Here is a 23,069-nt window from a genome sequence, read left to right as displayed (position 1 = left end):
TGCCTATATTAAGGAGAAAAAGATGACGGCAATTGCCCCGGTAATTACCATTGACGGGCCGAGTGGTGCAGGTAAAGGCACGCTGTGCAAAGCGATGGCGGAAGCATTGCAATGGCATCTTTTAGATTCAGGCGCAATCTATCGCGTGCTGGCGCTGGCCGCGTTGCACCATCATGTGGATGTGGCGTCGGAAGAGGCCCTGGTGCCGCTGGCCGCCCATCTGGATGTGCGCTTTGTCTCCACCAATGGCAATCTGGAAGTGATCCTCGAAGGCGAAGACGTGAGCGGTGAAATCCGTACCCAGGACGTGGCCAGTGCGGCCTCGCAGGTCGCCGCATTCCCGCGCGTTCGCGAGGCGCTGTTACGCCGCCAGCGTGCGTTCCGCGATGCGCCAGGCCTGATCGCCGACGGCCGTGATATGGGGACAGTTGTTTTTCCTGATGCGCCGGTCAAAATCTTCCTTGACGCCTCTTCGGAAGAGCGTGCGCAACGCCGCATGCTACAGTTGCAGGAAAAGGGCTTTGATGTTAACTTTGAACGTCTTTTGTCCGAGATAAAAGAGCGTGACGATCGCGACCGTAATCGCGCCGTTGCACCGCTTGTTCCTGCAGATGATGCATTAGTTCTGGATTCTACCAGTTTAACTATTGAGCAAGTGATTGAAAAAGCGCTACAATACGCGCGCCAAAAACTGGCAATCGCGTAACCGCGACAGATTTGAAGTACCCCGCTGCAATGGATTGTCGGCGGGTATGTGAAACAACCCCATCCGGCATGGAGCTGCGTGGACGTTATATTAACCTGAAGATTAAACATGACTGAATCTTTTGCTCAACTATTTGAAGAATCCTTAAAAACAATCGAAACCCGTCCGGGTTCCATCGTTCGTGGTGTTGTTGTTGCTATCGACAAAGATATCGTACTGGTTGACGCCGGTCTGAAATCTGAGTCTGCCATTCCGGCAGAGCAGTTCAAAAACGCCCAGGGCGAGCTGGAAATCCAGGTTGGTGACGAAGTTGACGTTGCTCTGGATGCAGTAGAAGACGGCTTCGGTGAAACCCTGCTGTCCCGTGAAAAAGCTAAACGTCACGAAGCTTGGATCACGCTGGAAAAAGCTTACGAAGAAGCTGAAACTGTAGTCGGTGTTATCAACGGCAAAGTTAAAGGTGGCTTCACTGTTGAGCTGAATGGTATTCGCGCGTTCCTGCCAGGTTCACTGGTAGACGTTCGTCCAGTCCGTGACACCCTGCACCTCGAAGGCAAAGAGCTTGAGTTCAAAGTCATCAAGCTTGACCAGAAGCGTAACAACGTTGTTGTTTCTCGTCGTGCTGTTATCGAATCCGAAAACAGTGCAGAACGCGATCAGCTGCTGGAAAACCTGCAGGAAGGCATGGAAGTCAAAGGTATCGTTAAGAACCTCACTGACTACGGCGCATTCGTTGACCTGGGTGGCGTTGATGGCCTGCTGCACATCACCGACATGGCGTGGAAACGCGTTAAGCACCCAAGCGAAATCGTGAACGTTGGCGACGAAATCACTGTTAAAGTGCTGAAGTTCGACCGCGAGCGTACCCGTGTGTCCCTGGGCCTGAAACAGCTGGGCGAAGATCCATGGGTCGCTATCGCTAAGCGTTACCCAGAAGGTACCAAACTGACTGGCCGCGTGACCAACCTGACCGACTACGGCTGCTTCGTTGAAATCGAAGAAGGCGTTGAAGGCCTGGTACACGTTTCCGAAATGGACTGGACCAACAAAAACATCCACCCATCCAAAGTTGTTAACGTTGGTGACGTAGTGGAAGTTATGGTTCTGGATATCGACGAAGAACGTCGTCGTATCTCCCTGGGTCTGAAGCAGTGCAAAAACAACCCATGGCAGCAGTTCGCGGAAACCCACAACAAGGGCGACCGTGTTGAAGGTAAAATCAAGTCTATCACTGACTTCGGTATCTTCATCGGCCTGGACGGCGGCATCGACGGCCTGGTTCACCTGTCTGACATCTCCTGGAACGTTGCAGGCGAAGAAGCAGTACGTGAATACAAAAAAGGCGACGAAATCGCAGCAGTTGTTCTGCAGGTTGACGCAGAGCGTGAGCGTATCTCTCTGGGCGTTAAACAGCTCGCAGAAGATCCGTTCAACAACTGGGTTGCAGTGAACAAGAAAGGCGCAATCGTAAACGGTAAAGTCACTGCAGTTGACGCTAAAGGCGCAACCGTAGAACTGGCTGACGGCGTTGAAGGTTACCTGCGCGCTTCTGAAGCTTCACGTGACCGCGTTGAAGATGCAACTCTGGTTCTGAGCGTAGGCGACGACGTTGAAGCTAAATTCACCGGCGTTGATCGTAAGAACCGTGCAATCAGCCTGTCTGTTCGTGCTAAAGACGAAGCTGATGAGAAAGATGCAATCGCAACTGTTAACAAACAGGAAGATGTAGGTTTCTCCAACAACGCAATGGCTGAAGCTTTCAAAGCTGCTAAAGGCGAGTAAGTTACTCTCTGAGTGACTTGACAGATTGCAGGATTCGTCCTGTAATCAATAACAAAGGGCGGCTACGGCCGCCCTTGTTTAAGCTGTTTAGCTCATTTGTTGAAGGAACCGGAGGAATCATGACCAAGTCAGAATTGATTGAAAGACTTGCCAGTCAGCAATCGCATATCCCTGCTAAAGCAGTGGAAGATGCGGTCAAAGAGATGTTGGAGCATATGGCCACCACTCTTGCCCAGGGCGAGCGCATTGAAATCCGCGGTTTCGGTAGTTTTTCTCTGCACTATCGTGCTCCACGAACCGGGCGTAACCCGAAGACTGGCGATAAAGTCGAGCTGGAAGGTAAATACGTTCCACACTTTAAGCCGGGTAAAGAACTGCGCGATCGCGCCAATATTTACGAAGACTGAGTTTTCCCTACGGGTAAAACTGAGTTGTCAAAAGAAAGCACCTGCGGGTGCTTTTTTTGTGGGTATTTTCAACATCCTGACGTTGCCCCGCAATTCCTGCCGAGAGTTGCTGCAAACCAATAATCACCCGCCAGCCTTCCTCGTAACCTTTCATTTTCCAGCCTGACACACCGACCCCGAAGCCGCACACTGGCCCGAAACAGGGAGGTGTGAATGAGTTTGTCTGCCTTAGCGGCATGTCTGATCCTGGCCATTTCGCCGCTGCTGTGGTTGCCCGTGCTGCCCGAACTGCCCGAACTGCCCGTCATCCACGCCACACTGGTGGTCGGTGTGGCGCTGGCCTTAACGCGCGTTAAAGCCGCCCACTATGCCGGATTCTGGCTGCTCTTTTTTGCGTGGGGAGGACTGGCGGCGCTGAGTGCCGTCTGGCCGATGCAGCATCTGACAACCGGGCCGCAGAAGGCAGAGGTGGAAATCATCGCCAGCGATGGTGCCACGGTACATCAGGGGCGCATCGTTCGGCTCAACGGCAGACGGATGCTACCCGCGGTGGGCATCACCCTGTATGGCAATGCTCTGCCGCAGACCGGTTGTGCCGGGCAACGCTGGAATATGACCTTATCGTTACGCGCCGTTCACGGGCAGCTCAACGAAGGGGGATTCGATTCTCAGCGCTATGCCCTGGCGCAACATCAGCCGTTGACCGGACGCTTTACCCATGCCGAGGTGAAGGAGAGTCGCTGCAGCCTGCGCGCACGTTATCTGACGTCGCTAACGACAACGCTATCCCCTTACGCCTGGGGGCCGGTCCTGCTTGGGCTGGGTATGGGGGAACGTCTGGCGGTGACGCCGGAGATTAAAAATCTGATGCGCGAAACAGGTACCGCCCACCTGATGGCAATCTCCGGCTTGCATATCGCGCTGGCCGCCTCGGTCATCTGGCTGCTGGCGCGCGGCATCCAGTTTTTTATCCCCGGTCGTTGGGTGTGCTGGCGCGCGCCGCTGGTGGCAGGCTTTTGCTTTGCCGCCTTTTACGCCTGGCTAACTGGCATGCAGCCCCCGGCGCTGCGCACGGTGGTCTCTTTGGCGGTGTATCTTGCCCTGCGGCTGAGCGGTCGCCGCTGGTCATCGTGGCAGGTCTGGCTGGTTTGCGTGGCGGCGATTTTACTGGTCGAACCGCTGGCGGTGCTCTCATACAGCCTTTTGCTTTCAGCTTTTGCGGTGGCGGCGCTGATTTTCTGGTATCAGTGGATACCAAACCCACGTTGGTCGTTGCCATGGCCCCTGCGCGCAGGCGTGAATCTGCTGCATCTGCAGCTCGGGATGTTGCTGCTGTTGCTGCCGGTGCAGGTGGTGGTCTTTCATGGGTTTAGTCTCTCATCGCTGGTGGCAAACCTGATTGCAGTCCCGCTGGTGACCTTTATCTCAGTGCCGCTCATTCTGCTGGGGATGTGGCTGCATCTTTGGCCATTCCCTGGTGCGGAAAACGCAGTCTGGCTGCTGGCGGATCGATCTTTGTCGCTGCTGTTTGGTTTTTTAACCACGCTGCCAGACGGCTGGATAACGGTCGATAAACGCTGGCTGTGGCTGACCTTATTGCCCTGGGGCGCGATCATTGCCTGGCGAATGCGCGGGTTTCGGGTCTACCCGATAGTCTGTCTTTCGGCTCTGATACTGCTCACCTTTCCGTTATGGCGGAACAGCACAACAGACGGGTGGTCCGTGCATATGCTGGATGTCGGTCAGGGGCTGGCGATGGTTATCGAGCGTCGGGGTAGGGTGATTCTGTATGATACCGGCCCGGCATGGCCAGGTGGCGATAGCGCTCAGCAGCTGATTATCCCCTGGCTGCGCTGGCATCACTTACACCCCGAAGGCGTGATTGTAAGCCACGAGCATCTGGACCATATCGGTGGGCTGGAGTCATTACGCAATGCGTGGCCGGAAATGTGGATACGAAGTCCGCTGGGCTGGCCTGGTCATGGGGCATGCTTTCGCGGGCAGCGCTGGCAGTGGCAGGGACTGACGTTCACCGCCCACTGGCCCCTCTCTGCCTCAGCGCAGCGCGGCAACAACGGCTCCTGCGTCGTCAAAATTGAGGATGGCGTTCATAGCCTGTTGTTAACTGGCGACATTGAAGCGCAGGGCGAAAAAGCGCTGCTCAGCCGTCACTGGCAATATCTTGCGTCTACACTTATCCAGGTGCCGCACCATGGCAGCAATACCTCGTCGTCACTGCCGCTGGTGCAGCGCGCGGGCGGGCAGATTGCGCTGGTGTCGGCCTCCCGCTATAACGCCTGGCGGCTGCCTTCTGTCAAAGTGGCCCGACGTTACAAAAATGAGGGGTATCTGTGGCTCACAACCCCCCGATATGGACAAATAACGGTGACGTTTTCACAACAAGGCTGGCAAATCCGGCGCTTACGGGAGCAAATTTTACCTCGTTGGTATCATCAGTGGTTTGGCGCGCCCGGAGATAACGGGTAGAATATGCGGCTATTTCAACAAATGCTGGTTTTTTGAATGCATAACGACAAAGATCTTTCCACGTGGCAGACCTTCCGCCGACTCTGGCCGGTGATTGCTCCTTTCAGAACGGGGCTTATCGTGGCAGGCGTAGCGTTAGTCCTTAACGCAGCCAGCGATACCTTTATGTTATCGCTCCTCAAACCGTTACTGGACGACGGTTTTGGTAAAACGGATCGCTCAGTGTTGCTATGGATGCCTCTGGTGGTTATTGGTCTGATGGTCGTTCGCGGCATCACCAGCTACGTTTCCAGCTATTGCCTCTCCTGGGTATCAGGCAAAGTGGTGATGACCATTCGTCGCCGTCTGTTCAGCCATATGATGGGTATGCCTGTTGCGTTCTTCGATAAGCAGTCAACCGGGACCTTGCTATCGCGCATTACCTACGATTCTGAGCAGGTGGCTGCGTCGTCATCCAATGCGCTGATTACCGTGGTGCGTGAAGGCGCCTCGATCATTGGCCTGTTTATTCTGATGTTCTATTACAGCTGGCAGTTGTCGCTGATCCTTATCGTGCTGGCGCCGATTGTGTCGATTGCGATTCGCGTGGTCTCTAAGCGTTTTCGTAATATCAGTAAGAACATGCAGAATACGATGGGGCAGGTGACCACCAGCGCCGAACAGATGCTGAAAGGGCACAAAGAAGTGCTGATTTTTGGTGGCCAGGACGTCGAAACCCAGCGCTTCGATAAGGTCAGCAACAAGATGCGTCTGCAGGGCATGAAGCTGGTTTCAGCCTCTTCTATTTCTGACCCGATCATTCAGCTTATTGCCTCTCTGGCATTGGCATTTGTGCTGTATGCCGCCAGCTTCCCAAGCGTGATGGAAACCTTAACCGCCGGTACCATTACCGTGGTCTTCTCTTCTATGATCGCGTTGATGCGTCCGCTGAAATCACTGACCAACGTGAATGCCCAGTTCCAGCGCGGAATGGCAGCCTGCCAGACGCTGTTCGCGATCCTCGATTCCGAGCAGGAAAAAGATGACGGTAAACGCGTGATTGAGCGCTCAACCGGCGATATTGAATTCCGCAACGTGACCTTTACCTACCCAGGGCGCGACACACCTGCGCTGCGTAACATCAACCTGACCATTCCAGCAGGGAAAACCGTCGCGCTGGTGGGACGTTCGGGTTCGGGTAAATCCACTATCGCCAGCCTGATCACCCGCTTTTACGACATCGATGAAGGCCAGATCCTGATCGATGGGCACGACCTGCGCGAGTATACCCTGCGGTCGCTGCGTAATCAGGTCGCGCTGGTCTCCCAGAATGTCCATCTGTTCAACGATACGGTCGCCAATAATATCGCTTACGCCCGTAATGAAGAGTACAGCCGCGAGCAGATTGAAAATGCCGCGCGGATGGCCTATGCCATGGACTTTATCAGCAAGATGGATAATGGCCTGGACACGGTGGTGGGCGAGAATGGCGTACTGCTTTCCGGCGGCCAGCGTCAACGTATCGCCATTGCGCGCGCGCTGCTGCGTGACAGCCCAATCCTGATCCTTGATGAGGCTACCTCTGCGCTGGATACCGAATCCGAACGTGCGATCCAGTCTGCGCTGGACGAACTGCAGAAGAACCGCACCTCGCTGGTGATTGCGCACCGCCTGTCGACGATCGAAAAGGCCGACGAAATCGTGGTGGTGGAAGATGGCTACATCGTCGAGCGGGGTAGCCATGCGGATCTGCTGGCTCATCGCGGCGTGTATGCACAGCTTCATAAGATGCAGTTTGGCGAATGATTGCCCGCATCTGGTCCGGTGAATCTCCGCTCTGGCTGCTGCTGTTGCCGCTCTCCTGGCTGTACGGCCTGGTCAGCGGCCTGATCCGCCTGAGCTATAAAGTGGGGCTTAAGCGGGCCTGGCGTGCGCCGGTGCCGGTGGTGGTGGTGGGTAACCTCACCGCAGGGGGTAACGGCAAAACGCCGGTGGTGATCTGGCTGGTAGAGCAGTTGCAAAAACGCGGCATCCGCGTGGGGGTGGTCTCCCGCGGGTACGGCGGTAAGGCAGAGAAGTATCCGCTGCTGTTAACGGCAGAGACCACCACGGCAGAAGCAGGTGACGAACCGGTGCTCATATTTCAGCGCACCGGTGCGCCCGTCGCGGTCTCGCCGGTGCGCAGCGAAGCGGTGCAGGCGCTGCTGACCCAGGCGCAGGTGCAGATCGTTATTACCGATGACGGCCTGCAGCACTACGCGCTGGCGCGGGATAAAGAGATTGTGGTGATTGATGGCGTGCGTCGTTTCGGCAATGGCTGGTGGCTTCCCGCCGGGCCAATGCGCGAACGCGCTGCCCGTCTGCGCTCCGTCGATGCAGTTATCGTGAACGGTGGCACCGCGCAGCCGGGTGAAATCCCGATGCAGTTGCGGCCATCGCAGGCCGTCAATCTGCTCACAGGCGAACACCGGGACGTCGCGCAGCTGAATAATCTGGTGGCGATGGCCGGCATTGGCCACCCGCCGCGTTTTTTTAGCACCCTGCAAGCCTGTGGTGCCCGGCTAATCAACACCGTTGCGCTGGCCGATCATCAGGCGCTGAGTCTGGACCAGGTTTCGGCATTCGCTGAAGCGGGCCAGACGCTGATCATGACCGAAAAAGATGCGGTGAAATGTAGACCTTTTGCCCGCGAGAACTGGTGGTATCTGCCGGTTGATGCCCAACTGCAGGGCGATCAGCCTGAACGATTGCTCCAGGCGCTGATGGCGCTGGTGGAGCAGGTTGATGAGGTTTCACCCGCGCACTAATTGACAGGAACAGGCATGGCTTTACCGCAACTCACGCTCAGGTCCGCACGTCATCTTCATCTTGCCGCACAGGGGCTGTTAAAGAAGCCCCGTCGCCGCGCCCGGCCCGTCGATATCCTTCCCACTATCCAGCGCATGTCGCTGTTGCAAATTGACACCATCAACATTGTCGCCCGCAGTCCATATCTGGTGCTGTTCAGCCGCCTTGGCAGCTATCAGCCCGAGTGGCTGGATAACGCCCTTCGCCGCGGGGAATTAATGGAGTACTGGGCGCATGAAGCCTGCTTCCTGCCGCGCAGCGATTTTGCCCTGGTACGCCACAGAATGCTCTCCCCGGATAATATGGGCTGGAAATACCGCCAGGCGTGGATGCAGGAGCACGCAGTGGAGATTGACCAGCTGATCGCCCACATCCAGCATAATGGCCCGGTCCGTTCCGCTGATTTTGCCCATCCGCAAAAAGGGACCAGCGGCTGGTGGGAATGGAAACCGCATAAACGCCATCTTGAGGGGTTATTTACCGCCGGGAAGGTGATGGTTGTCGAACGGCGTAATTTCCAGCGCGTTTATGATCTCACGCACCGCGTCATGCCGGAATGGGATGACAGCCGGGATACACTGGTCCAGGCAGCGGCAGAAGAGATGATGCTGGAAAACAGCGCCCGCAGTCTGGGCATTTTTCGCCCGCAATGGCTAGCCGATTATTACCGCTTACGTCAGCCTGCGCTGGCATTGCTGCTTGAACGCTGGCAGACGCTGCAGCGGGTGGTTCGTGTAGAGGTCGAAACCCTGGGCGAGATGTGGCTGCACACCGATCTGCTGCCGCTGTTGAAAGAGGCACAGGAAGGTAAGCTCACCGCCACTTACAGCGCGGTGCTCTCGCCGTTTGATCCGGTGGTCTGGGATCGCAAGCGTGCGGAGCAACTGTTTAACTTCAGTTACCGGCTGGAGTGCTACACCCCGGCGCCGAAGCGCCAGTACGGCTATTTCGTTCTGCCGTTGCTGCATAAAGGCCAGCTGGTGGGGCGAATGGATGCCAAAATGCATCGCAAAACCGGCGAGCTGGAAATTATTTCCCTGTATCTGGAAGAGGGCGTGAAGGTCAGCGCCGGGCTGGAGAAAGGGCTCTTTACCGCGATAAGCGATTTTGCGGGCTGGCAGGGGGCAACGCGGATCCGTCTGGGGCATCTGCCTGATGCACTTTTCTCCACCTGCCGACAGGGCTGGGAAATAGGCGCGGCCTGAAAAAGGAATATGGTAAACTTTACAGATTATTTGTACGGAGGAACTATGGATCACCGTTTACTTGAAATCATTGCCTGCCCGGTGTGCAACGGCAAACTCTATTACAGCCAGGATAAGCAGGAACTGATCTGCAAACTGGACAGCCTGGCCTTTCCACTGCGTGACGGGATCCCCGTTCTGCTGGAAACTGAAGCCCGCTCGCTGGCGCCAGAAGAGAGCAAACCATGAGTTTTGTGGTCATTATTCCCGCGCGCTACGCGTCCACCCGCTTGCCGGGCAAACCGCTGGTGGATATCAACGGTAAGCCGATGATCGTGCACGTACTTGAACGTGCGCGTGAGTCAGGTGCCGATCGGGTGATTGTGGCAACCGATTATGAAGAGGTTGCTCGTGCGGTCGAGGCCGCTGGCGGCGAAGTGTGTATGACCCGCGCTGACCACCAGTCCGGTACCGAACGTCTGGCGGAAGTGGTGGAGAAATGTGGCTTCAGCGATGACACCGTGATTGTTAACGTGCAGGGCGATGAGCCGATGATCCCGGCGGTTATCATTCGCCAGGTGGCTGAAAACCTGGCCCAGCGTCAGATCGGCATGGCGACGCTGGCAGTGCCCATTCACAGTGCGGAAGAAGCCTTCAACCCTAATGCGGTAAAGGTGGTGCTGGACGCTGAAGGCTACGCGCTCTATTTCTCCCGCGCCACCATCCCGTGGGATCGCGATCGTTTTGCCGCGTCCCGGGAGAGCATCGGCGATAACATCCTGCGTCATCTGGGTATTTACGGCTACCGTGCCGGCTTTATTCGCCGTTACGTGACCTGGCAGCCAAGCCCGCTGGAAAATATCGAAATGCTCGAGCAGCTTCGCGTACTGTGGTATGGCGAGAAAATTCACGTCGCCGTGGCGCAGCAAGTGCCGGGTACGGGCGTCGATACGCCAGAAGATCTTGAGCGCGTGCGCGCCGAACTTCGTTAATCCCCACCATCCCCTCCTTTGAGGGGATTTTTTTGCCTGAATCATACAGATTCGTCTCATAAGAGTGACATCCGCTCGCCACACGCTCATTATAGAAGCAGTAGTCTTAGTGGGGGTAATGTCAAATGGAACAGCTGCGAGTCGAGCTCAGCCATCTGCTGGGCGAAAAACTGAGTCGTGTGGAATGTGTGAATGAAAAGGCAGATACCACGCTCTGGTCGTTATACGACAGTCAGGGAAACCCCATGCCGCTACTGGCGCGAAGCTTTTCTACCCCGGATGTCGCCCGGCAGCTGGCGTGGAAAATTTCGATGCTTGCCCGCAGCGGCACGGTAAGAATGCCGACCGTGTACGGTGTGATGACGCATGAGGAGCATCCCGGCCCTGACGTGTTACTCATTGAGCGCCTGCGCGGCGTCTCTGTTGAAGCCCCGGCGCGTACCCCGGATCGCTGGGAACAGCTAAAAGATCAGATAGTCGAGGCGCTGCTGGCCTGGCATCGGATGGATAGCGGCGGACTGGTGGGGGCGGTGGATAACACCCAGGAAAATCTCTGGCCACTCTGGTACCGCCAGCGGGTGGAAGTGCTGTGGGGAACGCTCAATCAATACCGCAACACCGGCCTGACCATGCAGGACAAACGGATCCTGTTTCGGACTCGCGAGTGCCTGCCCGCGCTGTTTGAGGGCTTCAACGATAACAGCGTGCTGATCCACGGCAGCTTCACCTTGCGCAGTATGCTCAAAGATCCGCGCAGCGATCAGCTGCTGGCGATGGTGGGACCAGGGGTGATGTTATGGGCCCCGCGTGAGTATGAACTGTTTCGCCTGAGCGAGAGCGGGCTGGCAGAAGATTTACTCTGGCACTATCTGCAGCGCGCGCCAGTTTCCGAATCATTCCTCTGGCGGCGCTGGCTGTATATGTTGTGGGATGAAGTGGCCCAACTGGTGAACACCGGGCGCTTTAGCCGGGCCAACTTCGATCTGGCGTCTAAATCACTGCTCCCCTGGCTCGCCTGAGGGGCCTTTCAGCCACTGCCAGACGCGTCCGAGCGTCTCATAGCCTACGCGATCGCTGTGCATCAGCCAGACCGGGGACGGAATAATCTTTTCCCAGGGGTTGAGCGGTGCGGTGATGGCCAACTGGTTGGCAGGCGCAGGCAGCGGGTGTAATCCCGCCTGTTCAAAGAAGATCATCGCCCGCGGCAGGTGCGAGGCCGACGTCACCAGCAGGAAGGGGGCATCACCAATGGCCTGCTTCACCGCCGCAGCTTCCTCTTCGGTGTCTTTCGGGCTGTCGAGAGTGATGATCGCCTCAGGTGGCACCCCCAGCGACTGGGCCACGCGCGCCCCGGCTTCGGCGGTACTCACCGGATTAGTTTTCGCCGCCGCGCCGGTAAAGATCATCTTCGATCCCGGATTGGCCAGCCACAGCCTGATGCCTTCATTAAGGCGCGGCAGGCTGTTGTTAATAAGGTTTGAGCTGGGTGCCCACTCGGGATCCCAGGTATAGCCCCCGCCGAGTACCACGATGTACGCCACCTTCTGATTTCCCTGCCAGGTCGGGTACTTTTCTTCCACCGGGCGCAACAGCCCGTCGGCGACCGGCTGCAGGCTCAGCAGCAGCAGAATCAGCCAGCCTGCGGTGGTGATGATTTTGCCGGTTTTCTGAAAGCGGCTGAACCACAGCAACCCCAGGCCCAGCGCGATACACAGCAGCAGGAGAGGGAGAGGCAGCATCATGCCGCCAATATATTTTTTTAGGGTAAAAAGCATCCTTTCTGGTTCCTTTTTTGAGCATACAGCAGACGATTGCCAGCGATATTACACCAGAGAGGTTCATTCTCCGCCCGGCTGTGACAAAATAGCGGTTTTGCCGTAAGTGGCTGGAGCTCTCCCAATGCGGGATCGCAATTTTGATGACATCGCGGAAAAGTTTTCCCGCAACATCTATGGCACGACCAAGGGGCAGCTGCGTCAGACGATCCTCTGGCAGGATCTGGATATCCTGCTCGCCCGCTTCGGCACGCAAAAACTGCGCGTCCTGGATGCCGGAGGCGGTGAAGGTCAGACGGCGATAAAAATGGCCCAGCTCGGCCATCATGTCATTCTGTGCGACCTGTCGGCAGAGATGATCGTCCGGGCAGAACAGGCTGCAGTTGAAAAAGGTGTGAGCGATAACATGCAATTTATACATTGCGCCGCTCAGGACATCGCCCAACATTTGGAAAGCCCGGTTGATCTGATATTGTCTCATGCGGTGCTGGAGTGGGTGGCCGAACCGCAGGCGCTGTTGCAGACCCTGTGGTCAATACTGTGCCCCGGCGGCGCGCTGTCGCTGATGTTCTACAATGCTAACGGCCTGCTGATGCGTAATGTGTTGGTGGGCAATTTTGGCTATGTGCAGCAGGGTATGTATAAAAAGAAACGGCGCACGCTTTCACCGGACTTTCCGCGCGATCCGCAGCAAGTCTATGGCTGGCTGGAAGCGATCGGCTGGCAGATTACCGGGAAAACCGGCATAAGGGTGTTTCATGATTATCTGCGTGATAAGCAAAAACAGCACGACTGTCTGGACGCCCTGACAGAAATAGAAACGCGGTATTGCCGCCAGGAGCCGTATATCAGCCTTGGCCGTTATATACACGTCACCGCGCAAAAGCCGCAAGGATAACCTATGAGTGAATTTTCCCAGACAGTCCCCGAACTGGTTGCCTGGGCCCGAAAAAACGATTTCTCCCTCTCGCTGCCGGTAGACAGACTCTCTTTTCTGCTGGCGGTTGCCACGCTGAACGGCGAACGGCTGGATGGAGAAATGAGCGAGGGCGAACTGGTGGATGCGTTCCGCCATGTCAGTGATGCGTTTGAGCAAACCAGCGAAACCATTAATGTGCGTGCCAACAACGCGATTAACGATATGGTGCGTCAACGTCTGCTGAACCGCTTTACCAGCGAGCTGGCGGAAGGGAATGCCATCTATCGCCTGACGCCGCTCGGTATCGGGATCACCGACTATTATATTCGCCAGCGTGAATTCTCGACGCTGCGCCTCTCAATGCAGCTCTCGATTGTGGCAGGCGAGCTGAAGCGTGCGGCCGATGCCGCAGATGAAGGCGGCGACGAATTCCACTGGCATCGCAACGTCTATGCGCCGCTGAAGTATTCGGTAGCCGAAATTTTCGACAGCATCGATTTGACTCAACGTATCATGGATGAGCAGCAACAGCTGGTGAAAGATGACATCGGCCAGCTGCTGAACAAAGACTGGCGCGCGGCCATTTCCAGCTGTGAAATGCTGTTATCAGAAACGTCCGGAACACTGCGTGAACTGCAGGATACGCTGGAAGCCGCGGGCGATAAGCTGCAGGCTAACCTGCTGCGTATTCAGGATGCGACCCTCAGCCATGACGATCTGCACTTTGTTGACCGTCTGGTGTTCGACCTGCAGAGCAAACTCGATCGCATTATTAGCTGGGGACAGCAGGCGATCGATCTGTGGATTGGTTACGACCGCCACGTACACAAGTTTATCCGTACCGCGATCGATATGGATAAGAACCGCGTGTTTGCGCAGCGTTTACGCCAGTCTGTCCAGACTTACTTCGATGCACCATGGGCGCTGACCTACGCCAGTGCCGACCGTCTGCTCGATATGCGTGACGAAGAGATGAGCCTGCGTGACGAAGAGGTGACTGGTGAACTGCCGGAAGACCTGGAATATGAAGAGTTTAACGAGATTCGGGAACAGCTCGCCGCGATGATCGAGGAGCAGCTGGCGGTCTACAAAGCCCGTCAGACGCCGCTGGATCTCGGCCTGGTGGTGCGCGACTACCTCGCGCAATACCCGCGCGCGCGACATTTCGATATCGCCCGCATTGTGGTCGATCAGGCGGTACGCCTGGGCGTCGCGCAAGCAGATTTCTCCGGCCTGCCGCCGAAATGGCAGCCGATTAACGATTACGGAGCCAAGGTACAGGCGCATGTCATTGACAAATATTGAACACGTGATGCCAGTTAAGCTGGCCCAGGCGCTGGCAAATCCGATCTTTCCGGCGCTGGACAGCCAGCTGCGTGCCGGTCGTCATGTGGGTCTCGACGAGCTGGATAATCACGCTTTTTTGATGGATTTTCAGGAATACCTGGAAGAGTTTTATGCCCGCTATAACGTGGAGCTGATCCGCGCCCCGGAAGGTTTCTTCTACCTGCGTCCGCGCTCCACCACGCTTATCCCGCGCTCGGTGCTTTCTGAACTGGATATGATGGTCGGCAAGATCCTCTGCTACCTCTATCTCAGCCCGGAACGTCTGGCTAATGAAGGCATCTTCACCCAGCAGGAGCTCTACGACGAGCTGCTGTCGCTGGCGGATGAAGGCAAACTGCTGAAGCTGGTGAACAACCGTTCCACCGGTTCAGACGTGGATCGCCAGAAGCTGCAGGAAAAAGTGCGCTCTTCCCTGAACCGCCTGCGCCGTCTGGGGATGGTCTGGTTTATGGGTCACGACAGCAGCAAATTCCGCATCACGGAATCGGTCTTCCGCTTCGGCGCTGATGTGCGCGTCGGAGATGACGCCCGTGAAGCCCAGCTGCGGATGATCCGCGATGGCGAAGCGATGCCGGTAGAAAACCATTTGCAGCTCAATGACGAGCATGAAGACCATCAGCCGGATAGCGGGGAGGAAGAATAATGATTGAACGCGGTAAATTTCGCTCACTGACGCTGATTAACTGGAACGGTTTCTTTGCCCGCACCTTTGATCTCGATGAGCTGGTCACTACGCTCTCGGGCGGTAACGGGGCAGGGAAATCCACCACCATGGCGGCGTTCGTCACGGCGCTGATCCCTGATTTGACGCTGCTGCATTTTCGTAATACCACCGAAGCGGGTGCCACAAGCGGTTCGCGCGACAAAGGCCTGCACGGCAAGCTGAAAGCCGGGGTCTGTTATTCCGTGCTGGACGTGATCAACTCCCGTCATCAGCGCGTGGTTGTTGGTGTGCGCTTGCAGCAGGTTGCCGGGCGCGACCGTAAAGTGGACATCAAACCGTTCGCCATTCAGGGGCTGCCAACCTCCGTGCAGCCTACGTCGCTGTTAACGGAAACCCTGAACGATCGTCAGGCACGCGTGTTGACCCTGCAAGAACTGAAAGACAAGCTGGAAGCCATCGAAGGCGTGCAGTTTAAGCAGTTCAACTCCATTACCGACTACCACTCGCTGATGTTCGATCTGGGCATTGTGGCACGTCGTCTGCGCTCCGCGTCGGATCGCAGTAAATACTATCGCCTGATTGAGGCCTCGCTGTATGGCGGGATCTCCAGCGCCATTACCCGCTCCCTGCGCGACTATCTGTTGCCGGAGAACAGTGGGGTGCGTAAGGCCTTCCAGGATATGGAAGCGGCGCTGCGCGAAAACCGCATGACGCTGGAAGCGATCCGCGTCACCCAGTCGGATCGCGATCTGTTCAAACACCTGATCAGCGAAGCGACCAACTACGTGGCGGCGGACTACATGCGCCACGCCAACGAACGACGGATTCATCTCGATCAGTCGCTGGAGTATCGCCGCGAGCTGTTTACCTCTCGTCAGCAGCTGTCGTCTGAGCAGTATAAGCACGTCGAAATGGCGCGTGAGCTGGGCGAGCAAAACGGTGCCGAGGGGGATCTGGAGGCCGATTATCAGGCCGCCAGCGATCACCTGAACCTGGTGCAAACCGCGCTGCGTCAGCAGGAAAAAATTGAGCGCTACGAAGCGGATCTCGATGAGCTGCAAATTCGTCTGGAAGAGCAGAACGAAGTGGTGGCCGAAGCCGCCGACAAGCAGGAAGAGAACGAGGCCCGCGCCGAAGCCGCAGAGCTGGAAGTGGATGAGCTGAAAAGCCAGCTTGCTGACTACCAGCAGGCGCTGGACGTTCAGCAAACCCGCGCCATTCAGTACAACCAGGCTCTGCAGGCGTTAAACCGTGCAAAAGCGCTGTGTCATCTGCCGGATTTAACCCCGGAAAGCGCCGACGAGTGGCTGGAAACCTTCCAGGCCAAAGAGCTGGAAGCCACCGAAAAACTGCTGAATCTCGACCAGAAAATGAGCGTGGCGCAAAGCGCGCATAGCCAGTTTGAACAGGCATACCAGCTGGTGGCGGCGATTAACGGCCCGCTGGCCCGCGCTGAAGCGTGGGGCGTGGCGCGCGAGCTGCTGCGTGACGGCGTTAACCAGCGCCATCAGGCAGAGCAGGTCCAGCCGCTGCGCATGCGTCTGAACGAGCTGGAACAGCGTCTGCGCGAACAGCAGGAAGCGGAACGTCTGTTGGCGGAGTTCTGTAAACGCCAGGGCAAACGGGTCGATATCGACGATCTGGAAGCCCTGCATCAGGAGCTTGAAGCGCGCATCGCCTCGCTCTCTGATGGCGTTTCCAGCGCCAGCGAACAACGCATGCAGCTGCGCCAGGAGCTGGAGCAACTGCAGTCGCGTATTCAGACCCTGATGCAGCGCGCGCCAGTCTGGCTGGCGGCGCAAAGCAGCCTGAGCCAGCTCAGCGACCAGTGCGGTGAAGCGTTTGAATCGGGCCAGGACGTCACTGAATATCTGCAGCAACTGCTGGAGCGCGAGCGCGAAGCCATTGTTGAACGTGATGAAGTGGGTGCCCGCAAGCGGGCAGTCGATGAAGAAATTGAACGCTTAAGCCAGCCGGGCGGGGCGGAAGACGCGCGTCTTAACACCCTGGCCGAACGCTTTGGCGGCGTGCTGCTGTCAGAAATTTATGACGACGTCAGCCTTGAAGATGCGCCGTACTACTCCGCGCTGTACGGTCCGTCGCGTCATGCGATCGTGGTTCCGGATCTGTCGCTGGTTGCCGATCAGCTTGCCGGGCTGGAAGATTGCCCGGAAGATCTCTACCTGATCGAAGGGGATCCGCAGTCGTTCGATGACAGCGTGTTCAGCGTCGATGAGCTGGAAAAAGCGGTGGTGGTGAAGGTCGCCGATCGTCAGTGGCGTTATTCACGTTTCCCGACGCTGCCGCTGTTTGGCCGCGCCGCGCGTGAAAGCCGCATTGAAAGCCTGCATACCGAGCGAGAATCCCTGTCTGAGCGCTTTGCCACGCTCTCGTTTGACGTGCAGAAAACCCAGCGTCTGCACCAGGCGTTCAGCCGTTTTATCGGCAGTCATCTGGCCGTGGCCTTTGATGCCGATCCGGAAGCCGAGATCCGCAAGCTCACCACTCGTCGCGGCGAGCTGGAACGCGCGATCTCGAATCACGAGAATGACAACCAGCAGAGCCGCGTGCAGTTTGAGCAGGCGAAAGAGGGCGTGGCGGCGCTTAACCGTATCCTGCCGCGCCTGAACCTGCTGGCGGATGATACGCTCGCCGATCGCGTCGATGAGATTCAGGAGCGTCTGGATGAAGCGCAGGAAGCCGCGCGCTTTGTTCAGCAGCACGGCAACCAGCTGGCGAAACTTGAGCCGCTGCTGTCGGTCCTGCAAAGCGACCCTGAGCAGTATGAACAGTTAAAAGAAGACTACGCCTGGTCGCAGCAGGTGCAGCGCGAAGCACGTCAGCAGGCGTTTGCCCTGACGGAAGTCGCTCAGCGTCGCGTGCACTTTAGCTATTCCGATTCGGCAGAAATGCTCAGCGGCAACAGCGATCTGAACGAAAAGCTGCGCCAGCGTCTGGAGCAGGCCGAGCTGGAACGTACCCGCGCCCGCGAAATGCTGCGCAGCCATGCCGCGCAGCTGGGTCAGTACAATCAGGTGCAGGCGTCGCTGAAGAGCTCGTATGACACCAAGAAAGAGCTGTTAACCGACCTGCATAAAGAGCTGCAGGATATCGGCGTCCGTGCCGACAGCGGGGCAGAAGAGCGGGCGCGCATTCGTCGTGACGAACTGCATGCCCAGCTCAGTAACAACCGTGCGCGCCGCAATCAGCTGGAAAAAGCGCTGACCTTCTGCGAAGCGGAGATGGATAACCTGACCCGCCACCTGCGCAAGCTGGAACGTGATTACCACGAGAAGCGCGAGCAGGTCGTCACCGCCAAAGCGGGCTGGTGTGCGGTGATGCGAATGGTGAAAGAAAACGGCGTTGAGCGTCGTCTGCACCGTCGTGAGCTGGCCTACCTATCCGGGGATGAACTGCGTTCGATGTCGGATAAGGCGCTGGGTGCGCTGCGTCTGGCGGTGGCGGATAACGAACATCTGCGCGATGTTCTGCGCATGTCGGAAGATCCCAAGCGTCCTGAGCGCAAAATTCAGTTCTTCGTGGCGGTGTATCAGCATCTGCGTGAACGTATTCGTCAGGATATTATTCGCACCGACGATCCGGTCGAAGCCATCGAGCAGATGGAGATCGAGCTGGGCCGTCTGACGGAAGAGTTGACCTCCCGTGAACAGAAGCTGGCGATCAGCTCCCGCAGCGTGGCCAATATCATCCGTAAGACCATTCAGCGCGAACAGAACCGTATCCGCCAGCTCAACCAGGGCTTGCAAAACGTGTCATTCGGCCAGGTCAACAGCGTGCGCTTAAACGTCAACGTACGTGAAGCCCACGCCACGCTGCTGGACGTGCTGGCTGAGCAGCACGAACAACATCAGGATCTGTTCAACAGTAACCGCCTGACCTTCTCGGAAGCGCTGGCGAAGCTGTATCAGCGCCTGAACCCGCAGATCGACATGGGGCAGCGTACGCCGCAGACCATTGGTGAAGAGCTGCTGGACTACCGCAACTATCTTGAGATGGAAGTGGAAGTTAACCGTGGCTCCGACGGCTGGTTGCGTGCGGAATCTGGCGCCCTGTCGACCGGTGAAGCAATCGGTACCGGGATGTCGATTCTGGTGATGGTGGTGCAGAGCTGGGAAGATGAATCCCGTCGTCTGCGCGGCAAAGACATTTCGCCATGCCGTTTGCTGTTCCTCGACGAAGCGGCGCGTCTTGATGCCCGCTCTATCGCTACGCTGTTTGAGCTGTGCGATCGTCTGGATATGCAGCTCATCATTGCGGCACCGGAAAACATTAGCCCTGAGAAAGGGACGACCTATAAGCTGGTGCGTAAGGTGTACCAGAATAGTGAGCATGTTCACGTTGTCGGGCTGCGCGGCTTTGCGCCACAGCCGCCGGAATCCTTTCCTGGAACGGCAGATGCCTCCTGAGGTATCTGAAAAATAATACAAGCGGCCTTTGTGCCGCTTTTTTATGTCTTGTGCGTGTACGTCCGGCTGCGTTAACTTTAAAATTCTTTATATAAGGTAACGCTACCGCTTGCCTTACTTTCTATACTGAAGAGAAGCCCCGGATGATGAGGGCGCGAAAATAGCAAACAGGGGGCAAGGGATGTTGCTAAATAAAATGTATGGTCTTCGACGGTCAGCGCTGAGTTTATGCCTGGCCGCGATTGTTGCTCCACTGTTTAGTGCGCACGCCGATGAGCCCGAGCTGGTGCCGGCCGACAGTTCTGCCACGATAGGCACACAGCCTACGGCGCTGTCACAACCGCTGGCGCAATCGCCAGCGACCGCCATCATGGCCGGTATTCAACCGCTGCCTGCCGATGTCAATGCCCAACAACGTCGTCAGGAGTTGCTGGCGGCGCTGCCTGCGGGGTACACGCCAGCTTATCTTAATCAACTTACGCTGCTGTATGCCGCCCGCGACATGAAGCCCATGTGGGAAGATCGTGATGCCGTGCGTGCGTTCCAGCAGCAGCTTGCCGAAGTCGCTATTGCAGGCTTTCAGCCCCAATTCACCGCCTGGGTCGAACTGCTGACCCAGCCTGCGGTGACCGGCATGGCGCGCGACGTGATCCTCTCTGATGCGATGATGGGCTACCTGCAGTTCGTGGCGGGGATCCCGGTCAATGGCAACCGCTGGCTCTACAGCAGCAAGCCGTACAAACTGGCGACGCCGCCGCTGTCGGTCATTAACCAGTGGCAGGTGGCGCTGGACAGCGGCACGGTGCCGCGTTTTGTGGCAAGCCTTGCGCCTGCACATCCGCAGTATGCCGCCATGCATCAGTCGATGCTGACGCTGGTGGCCGACACCCAGCCCTGGCCGCAGATGCAAGGGACCACCACTCTGCGTCCGGGTCAGTGGAGCAGTGATGTTCCGGCGCTGCGTGAGATCCTGAAACGGTCCGGCGTGCTGGACGGCGGCCCAAAAATTGCCCTGCCGGGCGACGATCCGCAAAGCGTGGTGGTCAGCCCGTCGGCACCAGCTGTTGAGAAGAAAGCGAAATCTGTCGTCAGCAAACCCGCAGCGTATGACCGGAGCCTGGTTGAGGCCGTCAAAGCATTCCAGACCATCCAGGGGCTGGGAGCTGATGGCGTCATTGGCCAGTCGACGCGTGACTGGCTGAATGTGACGCCAGCACAGCGTGCCGGGGTGCTGGCGTTGAACATCCAGCGTCTGCGACTGCTGCCGGGAACGCTTTCCACCGGCATCATGGTCAATATCCCGGCCTTTTCGCTGGTCTATTACCAGAACGGCAGCGAAGTGCTGGCCTCACGGGTGATTGTCGGACGTCCGGATCGTAAAACGCCGATGATGAGCAGCGCGCTGAATAACGTGGTGGTCAACCCGCCGTGGAACGTACCGCCGACGCTGGCACGTAAAGATATCCTGCCTAAGGTATGGGATGACCCGGGCTATCTGGAACGTCACAACTATACGGTGCTGCGGGGCTGGAACAGCAAAGAGGCGATTGACCCCTGGCGCGTAGACTGGGCGACCATTACGCCATCCAATTTACCGTTCCGCTTCCAGCAGGCACCGGGAGCGCATAATTCGCTGGGTCGCTACAAATTTAATATGCCAAGCTCGGACGCTATCTATCTACACGATACGCCTAACCACAACCTGTTCCAGAAAGATGGCCGTGCCCTTAGCTCCGGCTGCGTGCGCGTAAATAAAGCCTCTGAACTGGCGAACATGTTGTTACAGGATGCAGGGTGGAATGACACACGTATTTCCGATGCGCTTAAGCAAGGCGACACGCGATATGTGAATATCCGCCAAAATATTCCGGTTAATCTTTACTATCTCACCGCGTTTGTGGGAGAGGATGGTCGGACGCAGTATCGTACAGATATTTACAATTACGATGAGACGGCGCGATCGGGCGCACAAATTTTGGCAAAAGCCGAGCAATTGATCAGGTAAATGAAGCAGTTCTGTAAATTGAGTTGTCGTAAGTGTGGGAGAAAACGGGGCATTGCGGCTGCAAGCCCCGTCTTTCCTGGGTTTGGGTGCCTTGACGTTGGCGGTTTTGCCCGGTAATGTGCCCATCGTGCGCTGAAGTGCATACTTACGATAACATTGACCTGTAGACTTGATCATAATGGACAAATTCGACGCTAATCGCCGCAAGTTGTTGGCATTAGGGGGTATTGCGCTGGGCGCTGCCATTATTCCGACGCCAGCGTTTGCCACCCTCTCGACCCCTCGACCACGTATTTTGACTCTCAATAACCTGCATACTGGTGAGTCTCTTAAAGCCGAGTTTTTTGATGGCAAAGGCTATATTCAGGATGAGTTAGCCAGGCTGAACCATTTTTTCCGTGATTTTCGCGCGAATAAAATTAAAGCCATCGATCCAGGATTATTTGACCAGCTGTTCCGCCTGCAAGGCCTGCTGGGAACCCGCAAACCGGTCCAGCTCGTCTCCGGGTATCGTTCCCTGGATACCAATAATGAATTGCGCGCCCACAGCCGTGGGGTAGCCAAAAAAAGCTACCACACCAAGGGGCAGGCAATGGATTTTCATATTGAAGGCGTTTCGTTAGCCAATGTTCGCAAAGCTGCGTTATCTATGCGCGCAGGTGGTGTAGGATATTACCCACGTAGCAACTTTGTGCATATTGATACCGGGCCGACGCGGCACTGGTAATAACAAATCAGGAGCAGTATGAACTATCGTATTATTCCGGTCACCGCCTTCGCCCAGAACTGTTCGCTTATCTGGTGTGAACAAACCAAACTCGCTGCCCTGGTCGATCCGGGTGGCGATGCAGACAAAATCAAACAGGAAGTCGCTGCCGCTGGCGTGACCTTAATGCAGATTTTACTGACCCACGGTCATCTCGATCATGTGGGCGCGGCGGCAGAGCTGGCGCAACATTATGGTGTGCCGGTAATTGGCCCGGAAAAAGAGGATGAGTTCTGGCTGCAGGGGTTACCTTCCCAAAGCCGCATGTTCGGTCTTGATGAGTGTCTCCCGCTGACGCCCGATCGCTGGCTGAACGAAGGTGAGAGCGTTAATGTCGGCAATGTGACGCTACAGGTACTGCATTGTCCGGGGCACACGCCGGGCCATATCGTTTTCTTTGATGACCAGTCGCGTCTGCTGATCTCCGGCGACGTGATCTTCAAAGGCGGGGTAGGGCGCAGCGATTTTCCGCGCGGCGACCATGTTCAGCTGATCCGCTCGATCAAAGAAAAATTATTGCCGCTTGGTGATGATGTGACGTTTCTGGCGGGGCATGGCCCGATGTCGACGCTGGGGCACGAGCGTTTACACAACCCGTTCCTGCAGGATGAAATGCCGGTCTGGTAAAAACGAATTAAAAAAGCCTGCATATGCAGTAATGCCAGTCAGTTAAGCAACTGACTGGCCCTTTTTCGGGGCTGTGGTGTACCTCCAGGGCCTCTCCTTTACCACCCTCGGGAAGGCCCTTTCCCTTCTTGTCGGCAGCCTGACCATCTGACCCA

The 23,069-nt window shown here is 56.8% G+C and carries 20 protein-coding genes; 17 read left to right on the top strand and 3 right to left on the bottom strand.

Going from position 1 to position 23,069, the window contains the following annotated elements:
- Window positions 1–22 precede the first annotated feature (22 nt).
- The 3 genes from cmk to ihfB all read left to right on the top strand — a co-directional run bounded on the left by cmk (window position 23) and on the right by ihfB (window position 2,895).
- Window positions 23–706, top strand: coding sequence for a (d)CMP kinase (gene cmk, locus M8014_RS08360; protein WP_271282059.1), 684 nt, complete (start codon window positions 23–25; stop codon window positions 704–706).
- A gap of 108 nt (window positions 707–814) precedes the next feature.
- On the top strand, window positions 815–2,488 hold the full coding sequence (rpsA, locus tag M8014_RS08355) for a 30S ribosomal protein S1 (protein ID WP_271282058.1): 1,674 nt from the start codon (window positions 815–817) through the stop codon (window positions 2,486–2,488).
- Between the two features lie 119 nt (window positions 2,489–2,607).
- Window positions 2,608–2,895 (top strand): integration host factor subunit beta, encoded by a 288-nt coding sequence (gene ihfB / locus M8014_RS08350; protein WP_271269421.1) that lies wholly within the window; start codon window positions 2,608–2,610, stop codon window positions 2,893–2,895.
- Window positions 2,896–2,902: 7 nt separating this feature from the next.
- Here the strand turns inward: ihfB and M8014_RS08345 are convergent, their stop codons facing one another.
- Window positions 2,903–3,049 carry a hypothetical protein gene (locus tag M8014_RS08345; protein ID WP_271282057.1) on the bottom strand — a complete coding sequence of 49 codons (147 nt, stop codon included), beginning with the start codon at window positions 3,047–3,049 and terminating at the stop codon, window positions 2,903–2,905.
- 59 nt (window positions 3,050–3,108) lie between these two features.
- Between M8014_RS08345 and M8014_RS08340 the strand changes: the two genes are divergently transcribed.
- From M8014_RS08340 to M8014_RS08310, 7 genes are all read left to right on the top strand, one after another.
- Window positions 3,109–5,382 carry a ComEC family protein gene (locus M8014_RS08340; RefSeq protein ID WP_271282056.1) on the top strand — a complete coding sequence of 758 codons (2,274 nt, stop codon included), beginning with the start codon at window positions 3,109–3,111 and terminating at the stop codon, window positions 5,380–5,382.
- Window positions 5,383–5,418: 36 nt separating this feature from the next.
- Window positions 5,419–7,167, top strand: a complete 1,749-nt coding sequence (msbA, locus tag M8014_RS08335) for a lipid A ABC transporter ATP-binding protein/permease MsbA (protein WP_271282055.1) — start codon at window positions 5,419–5,421, stop codon at window positions 7,165–7,167.
- Window positions 7,164–8,168: a tetraacyldisaccharide 4'-kinase gene (gene lpxK, locus M8014_RS08330; RefSeq protein ID WP_271282054.1), complete on the top strand. Its 1,005-nt coding sequence runs from the start codon at window positions 7,164–7,166 to the stop codon at window positions 8,166–8,168. The genes msbA and lpxK overlap by 4 nt, the downstream gene beginning before the upstream one ends.
- Window positions 8,169–8,183: 15 nt before the next feature.
- A complete protein-coding gene (locus M8014_RS08325; RefSeq protein WP_271282053.1) occupies window positions 8,184–9,413 on the top strand; it encodes a winged helix-turn-helix domain-containing protein in 1,230 nt (409 codons plus the stop codon).
- A gap of 45 nt (window positions 9,414–9,458) precedes the next feature.
- Window positions 9,459–9,641 carry a protein YcaR gene (ycaR, locus tag M8014_RS08320; RefSeq protein WP_271282052.1) on the top strand — a complete coding sequence of 61 codons (183 nt, stop codon included), beginning with the start codon at window positions 9,459–9,461 and terminating at the stop codon, window positions 9,639–9,641.
- Window positions 9,638–10,384: a 3-deoxy-manno-octulosonate cytidylyltransferase gene (kdsB, locus tag M8014_RS08315; RefSeq protein WP_271282051.1), complete on the top strand. Its 747-nt coding sequence runs from the start codon at window positions 9,638–9,640 to the stop codon at window positions 10,382–10,384. Before ycaR ends, kdsB begins: the two co-directional genes overlap by 4 nt.
- Window positions 10,385–10,509: 125 nt before the next feature.
- Window positions 10,510–11,403 (top strand): YcbJ family phosphotransferase, encoded by an 894-nt coding sequence (locus M8014_RS08310; protein WP_271282050.1) that lies wholly within the window; start codon window positions 10,510–10,512, stop codon window positions 11,401–11,403.
- Here the strand turns inward: M8014_RS08310 and elyC are convergent.
- A complete protein-coding gene (elyC, locus tag M8014_RS08305; RefSeq protein WP_271282049.1) occupies window positions 11,380–12,159 on the bottom strand; it encodes an envelope biogenesis factor ElyC in 780 nt (259 codons plus the stop codon). The two genes, M8014_RS08310 and elyC, sit on opposite strands and share 24 nt — an antisense overlap.
- Before the next feature lie 124 nt (window positions 12,160–12,283).
- On the opposite strand from elyC, the gene cmoM reads away from it, so the two are divergent.
- The 7 genes from cmoM to M8014_RS08270 all read left to right on the top strand — a co-directional run bounded on the left by cmoM (window position 12,284) and on the right by M8014_RS08270 (window position 22,914).
- Entirely contained in the window at window positions 12,284–13,057 is a 774-nt protein-coding gene (gene cmoM, locus M8014_RS08300; RefSeq protein ID WP_271282048.1) for a tRNA uridine 5-oxyacetic acid(34) methyltransferase CmoM, read from the top strand.
- Window positions 13,058–13,060: 3 nt separating this feature from the next.
- Window positions 13,061–14,383, top strand: a complete 1,323-nt coding sequence (gene mukF, locus M8014_RS08295) for a chromosome partition protein MukF (RefSeq protein WP_271282047.1) — start codon at window positions 13,061–13,063, stop codon at window positions 14,381–14,383.
- Window positions 14,364–15,068, top strand: coding sequence for a chromosome partition protein MukE (gene mukE / locus M8014_RS08290; protein ID WP_271282046.1), 705 nt, complete (start codon window positions 14,364–14,366; stop codon window positions 15,066–15,068). The genes mukF and mukE overlap by 20 nt, the downstream gene beginning before the upstream one ends.
- Window positions 15,068–19,516 carry a chromosome partition protein MukB gene (mukB, locus tag M8014_RS08285; protein WP_271282045.1) on the top strand — a complete coding sequence of 1,483 codons (4,449 nt, stop codon included), beginning with the start codon at window positions 15,068–15,070 and terminating at the stop codon, window positions 19,514–19,516. The genes mukE and mukB overlap by 1 nt, the downstream gene beginning before the upstream one ends.
- A 181-nt stretch (window positions 19,517–19,697) precedes the next feature.
- Window positions 19,698–21,521 (top strand): L,D-transpeptidase, encoded by a 1,824-nt coding sequence (ldtD, locus tag M8014_RS08280; protein ID WP_271282044.1) that lies wholly within the window; start codon window positions 19,698–19,700, stop codon window positions 21,519–21,521.
- A 178-nt stretch (window positions 21,522–21,699) separates the two neighbouring features.
- Entirely contained in the window at window positions 21,700–22,248 is a 549-nt protein-coding gene (gene mepK, locus M8014_RS08275) for a peptidoglycan L,D-endopeptidase MepK (RefSeq protein WP_271269435.1), read from the top strand.
- 18 nt (window positions 22,249–22,266) lie between these two features.
- The gene (locus M8014_RS08270) at window positions 22,267–22,914 is read left to right on the top strand and encodes an MBL fold metallo-hydrolase (protein ID WP_271282043.1); all 648 of its coding nucleotides are present in this window, start codon (window positions 22,267–22,269) and stop codon (window positions 22,912–22,914) included.
- A gap of 42 nt (window positions 22,915–22,956) precedes the next feature.
- On the opposite strand, the gene M8014_RS08265 is transcribed toward M8014_RS08270, so the two are convergent.
- The coding region (locus M8014_RS08265) for a hypothetical protein (protein ID WP_271280868.1) at window positions 22,957–23,069 on the bottom strand (113 nt) is incomplete at its 5' end.

Source organism: Silvania hatchlandensis, from assembly GCF_025564065.1.
In the GTDB taxonomy this organism is placed as follows: domain Bacteria; phylum Pseudomonadota; class Gammaproteobacteria; order Enterobacterales; family Enterobacteriaceae; genus Enterobacter; species Enterobacter hatchlandensis.
The sequence above is the reverse complement of the archived record's forward strand: the minus strand, read 5'-3'. Positions and strand labels throughout refer to the sequence as shown.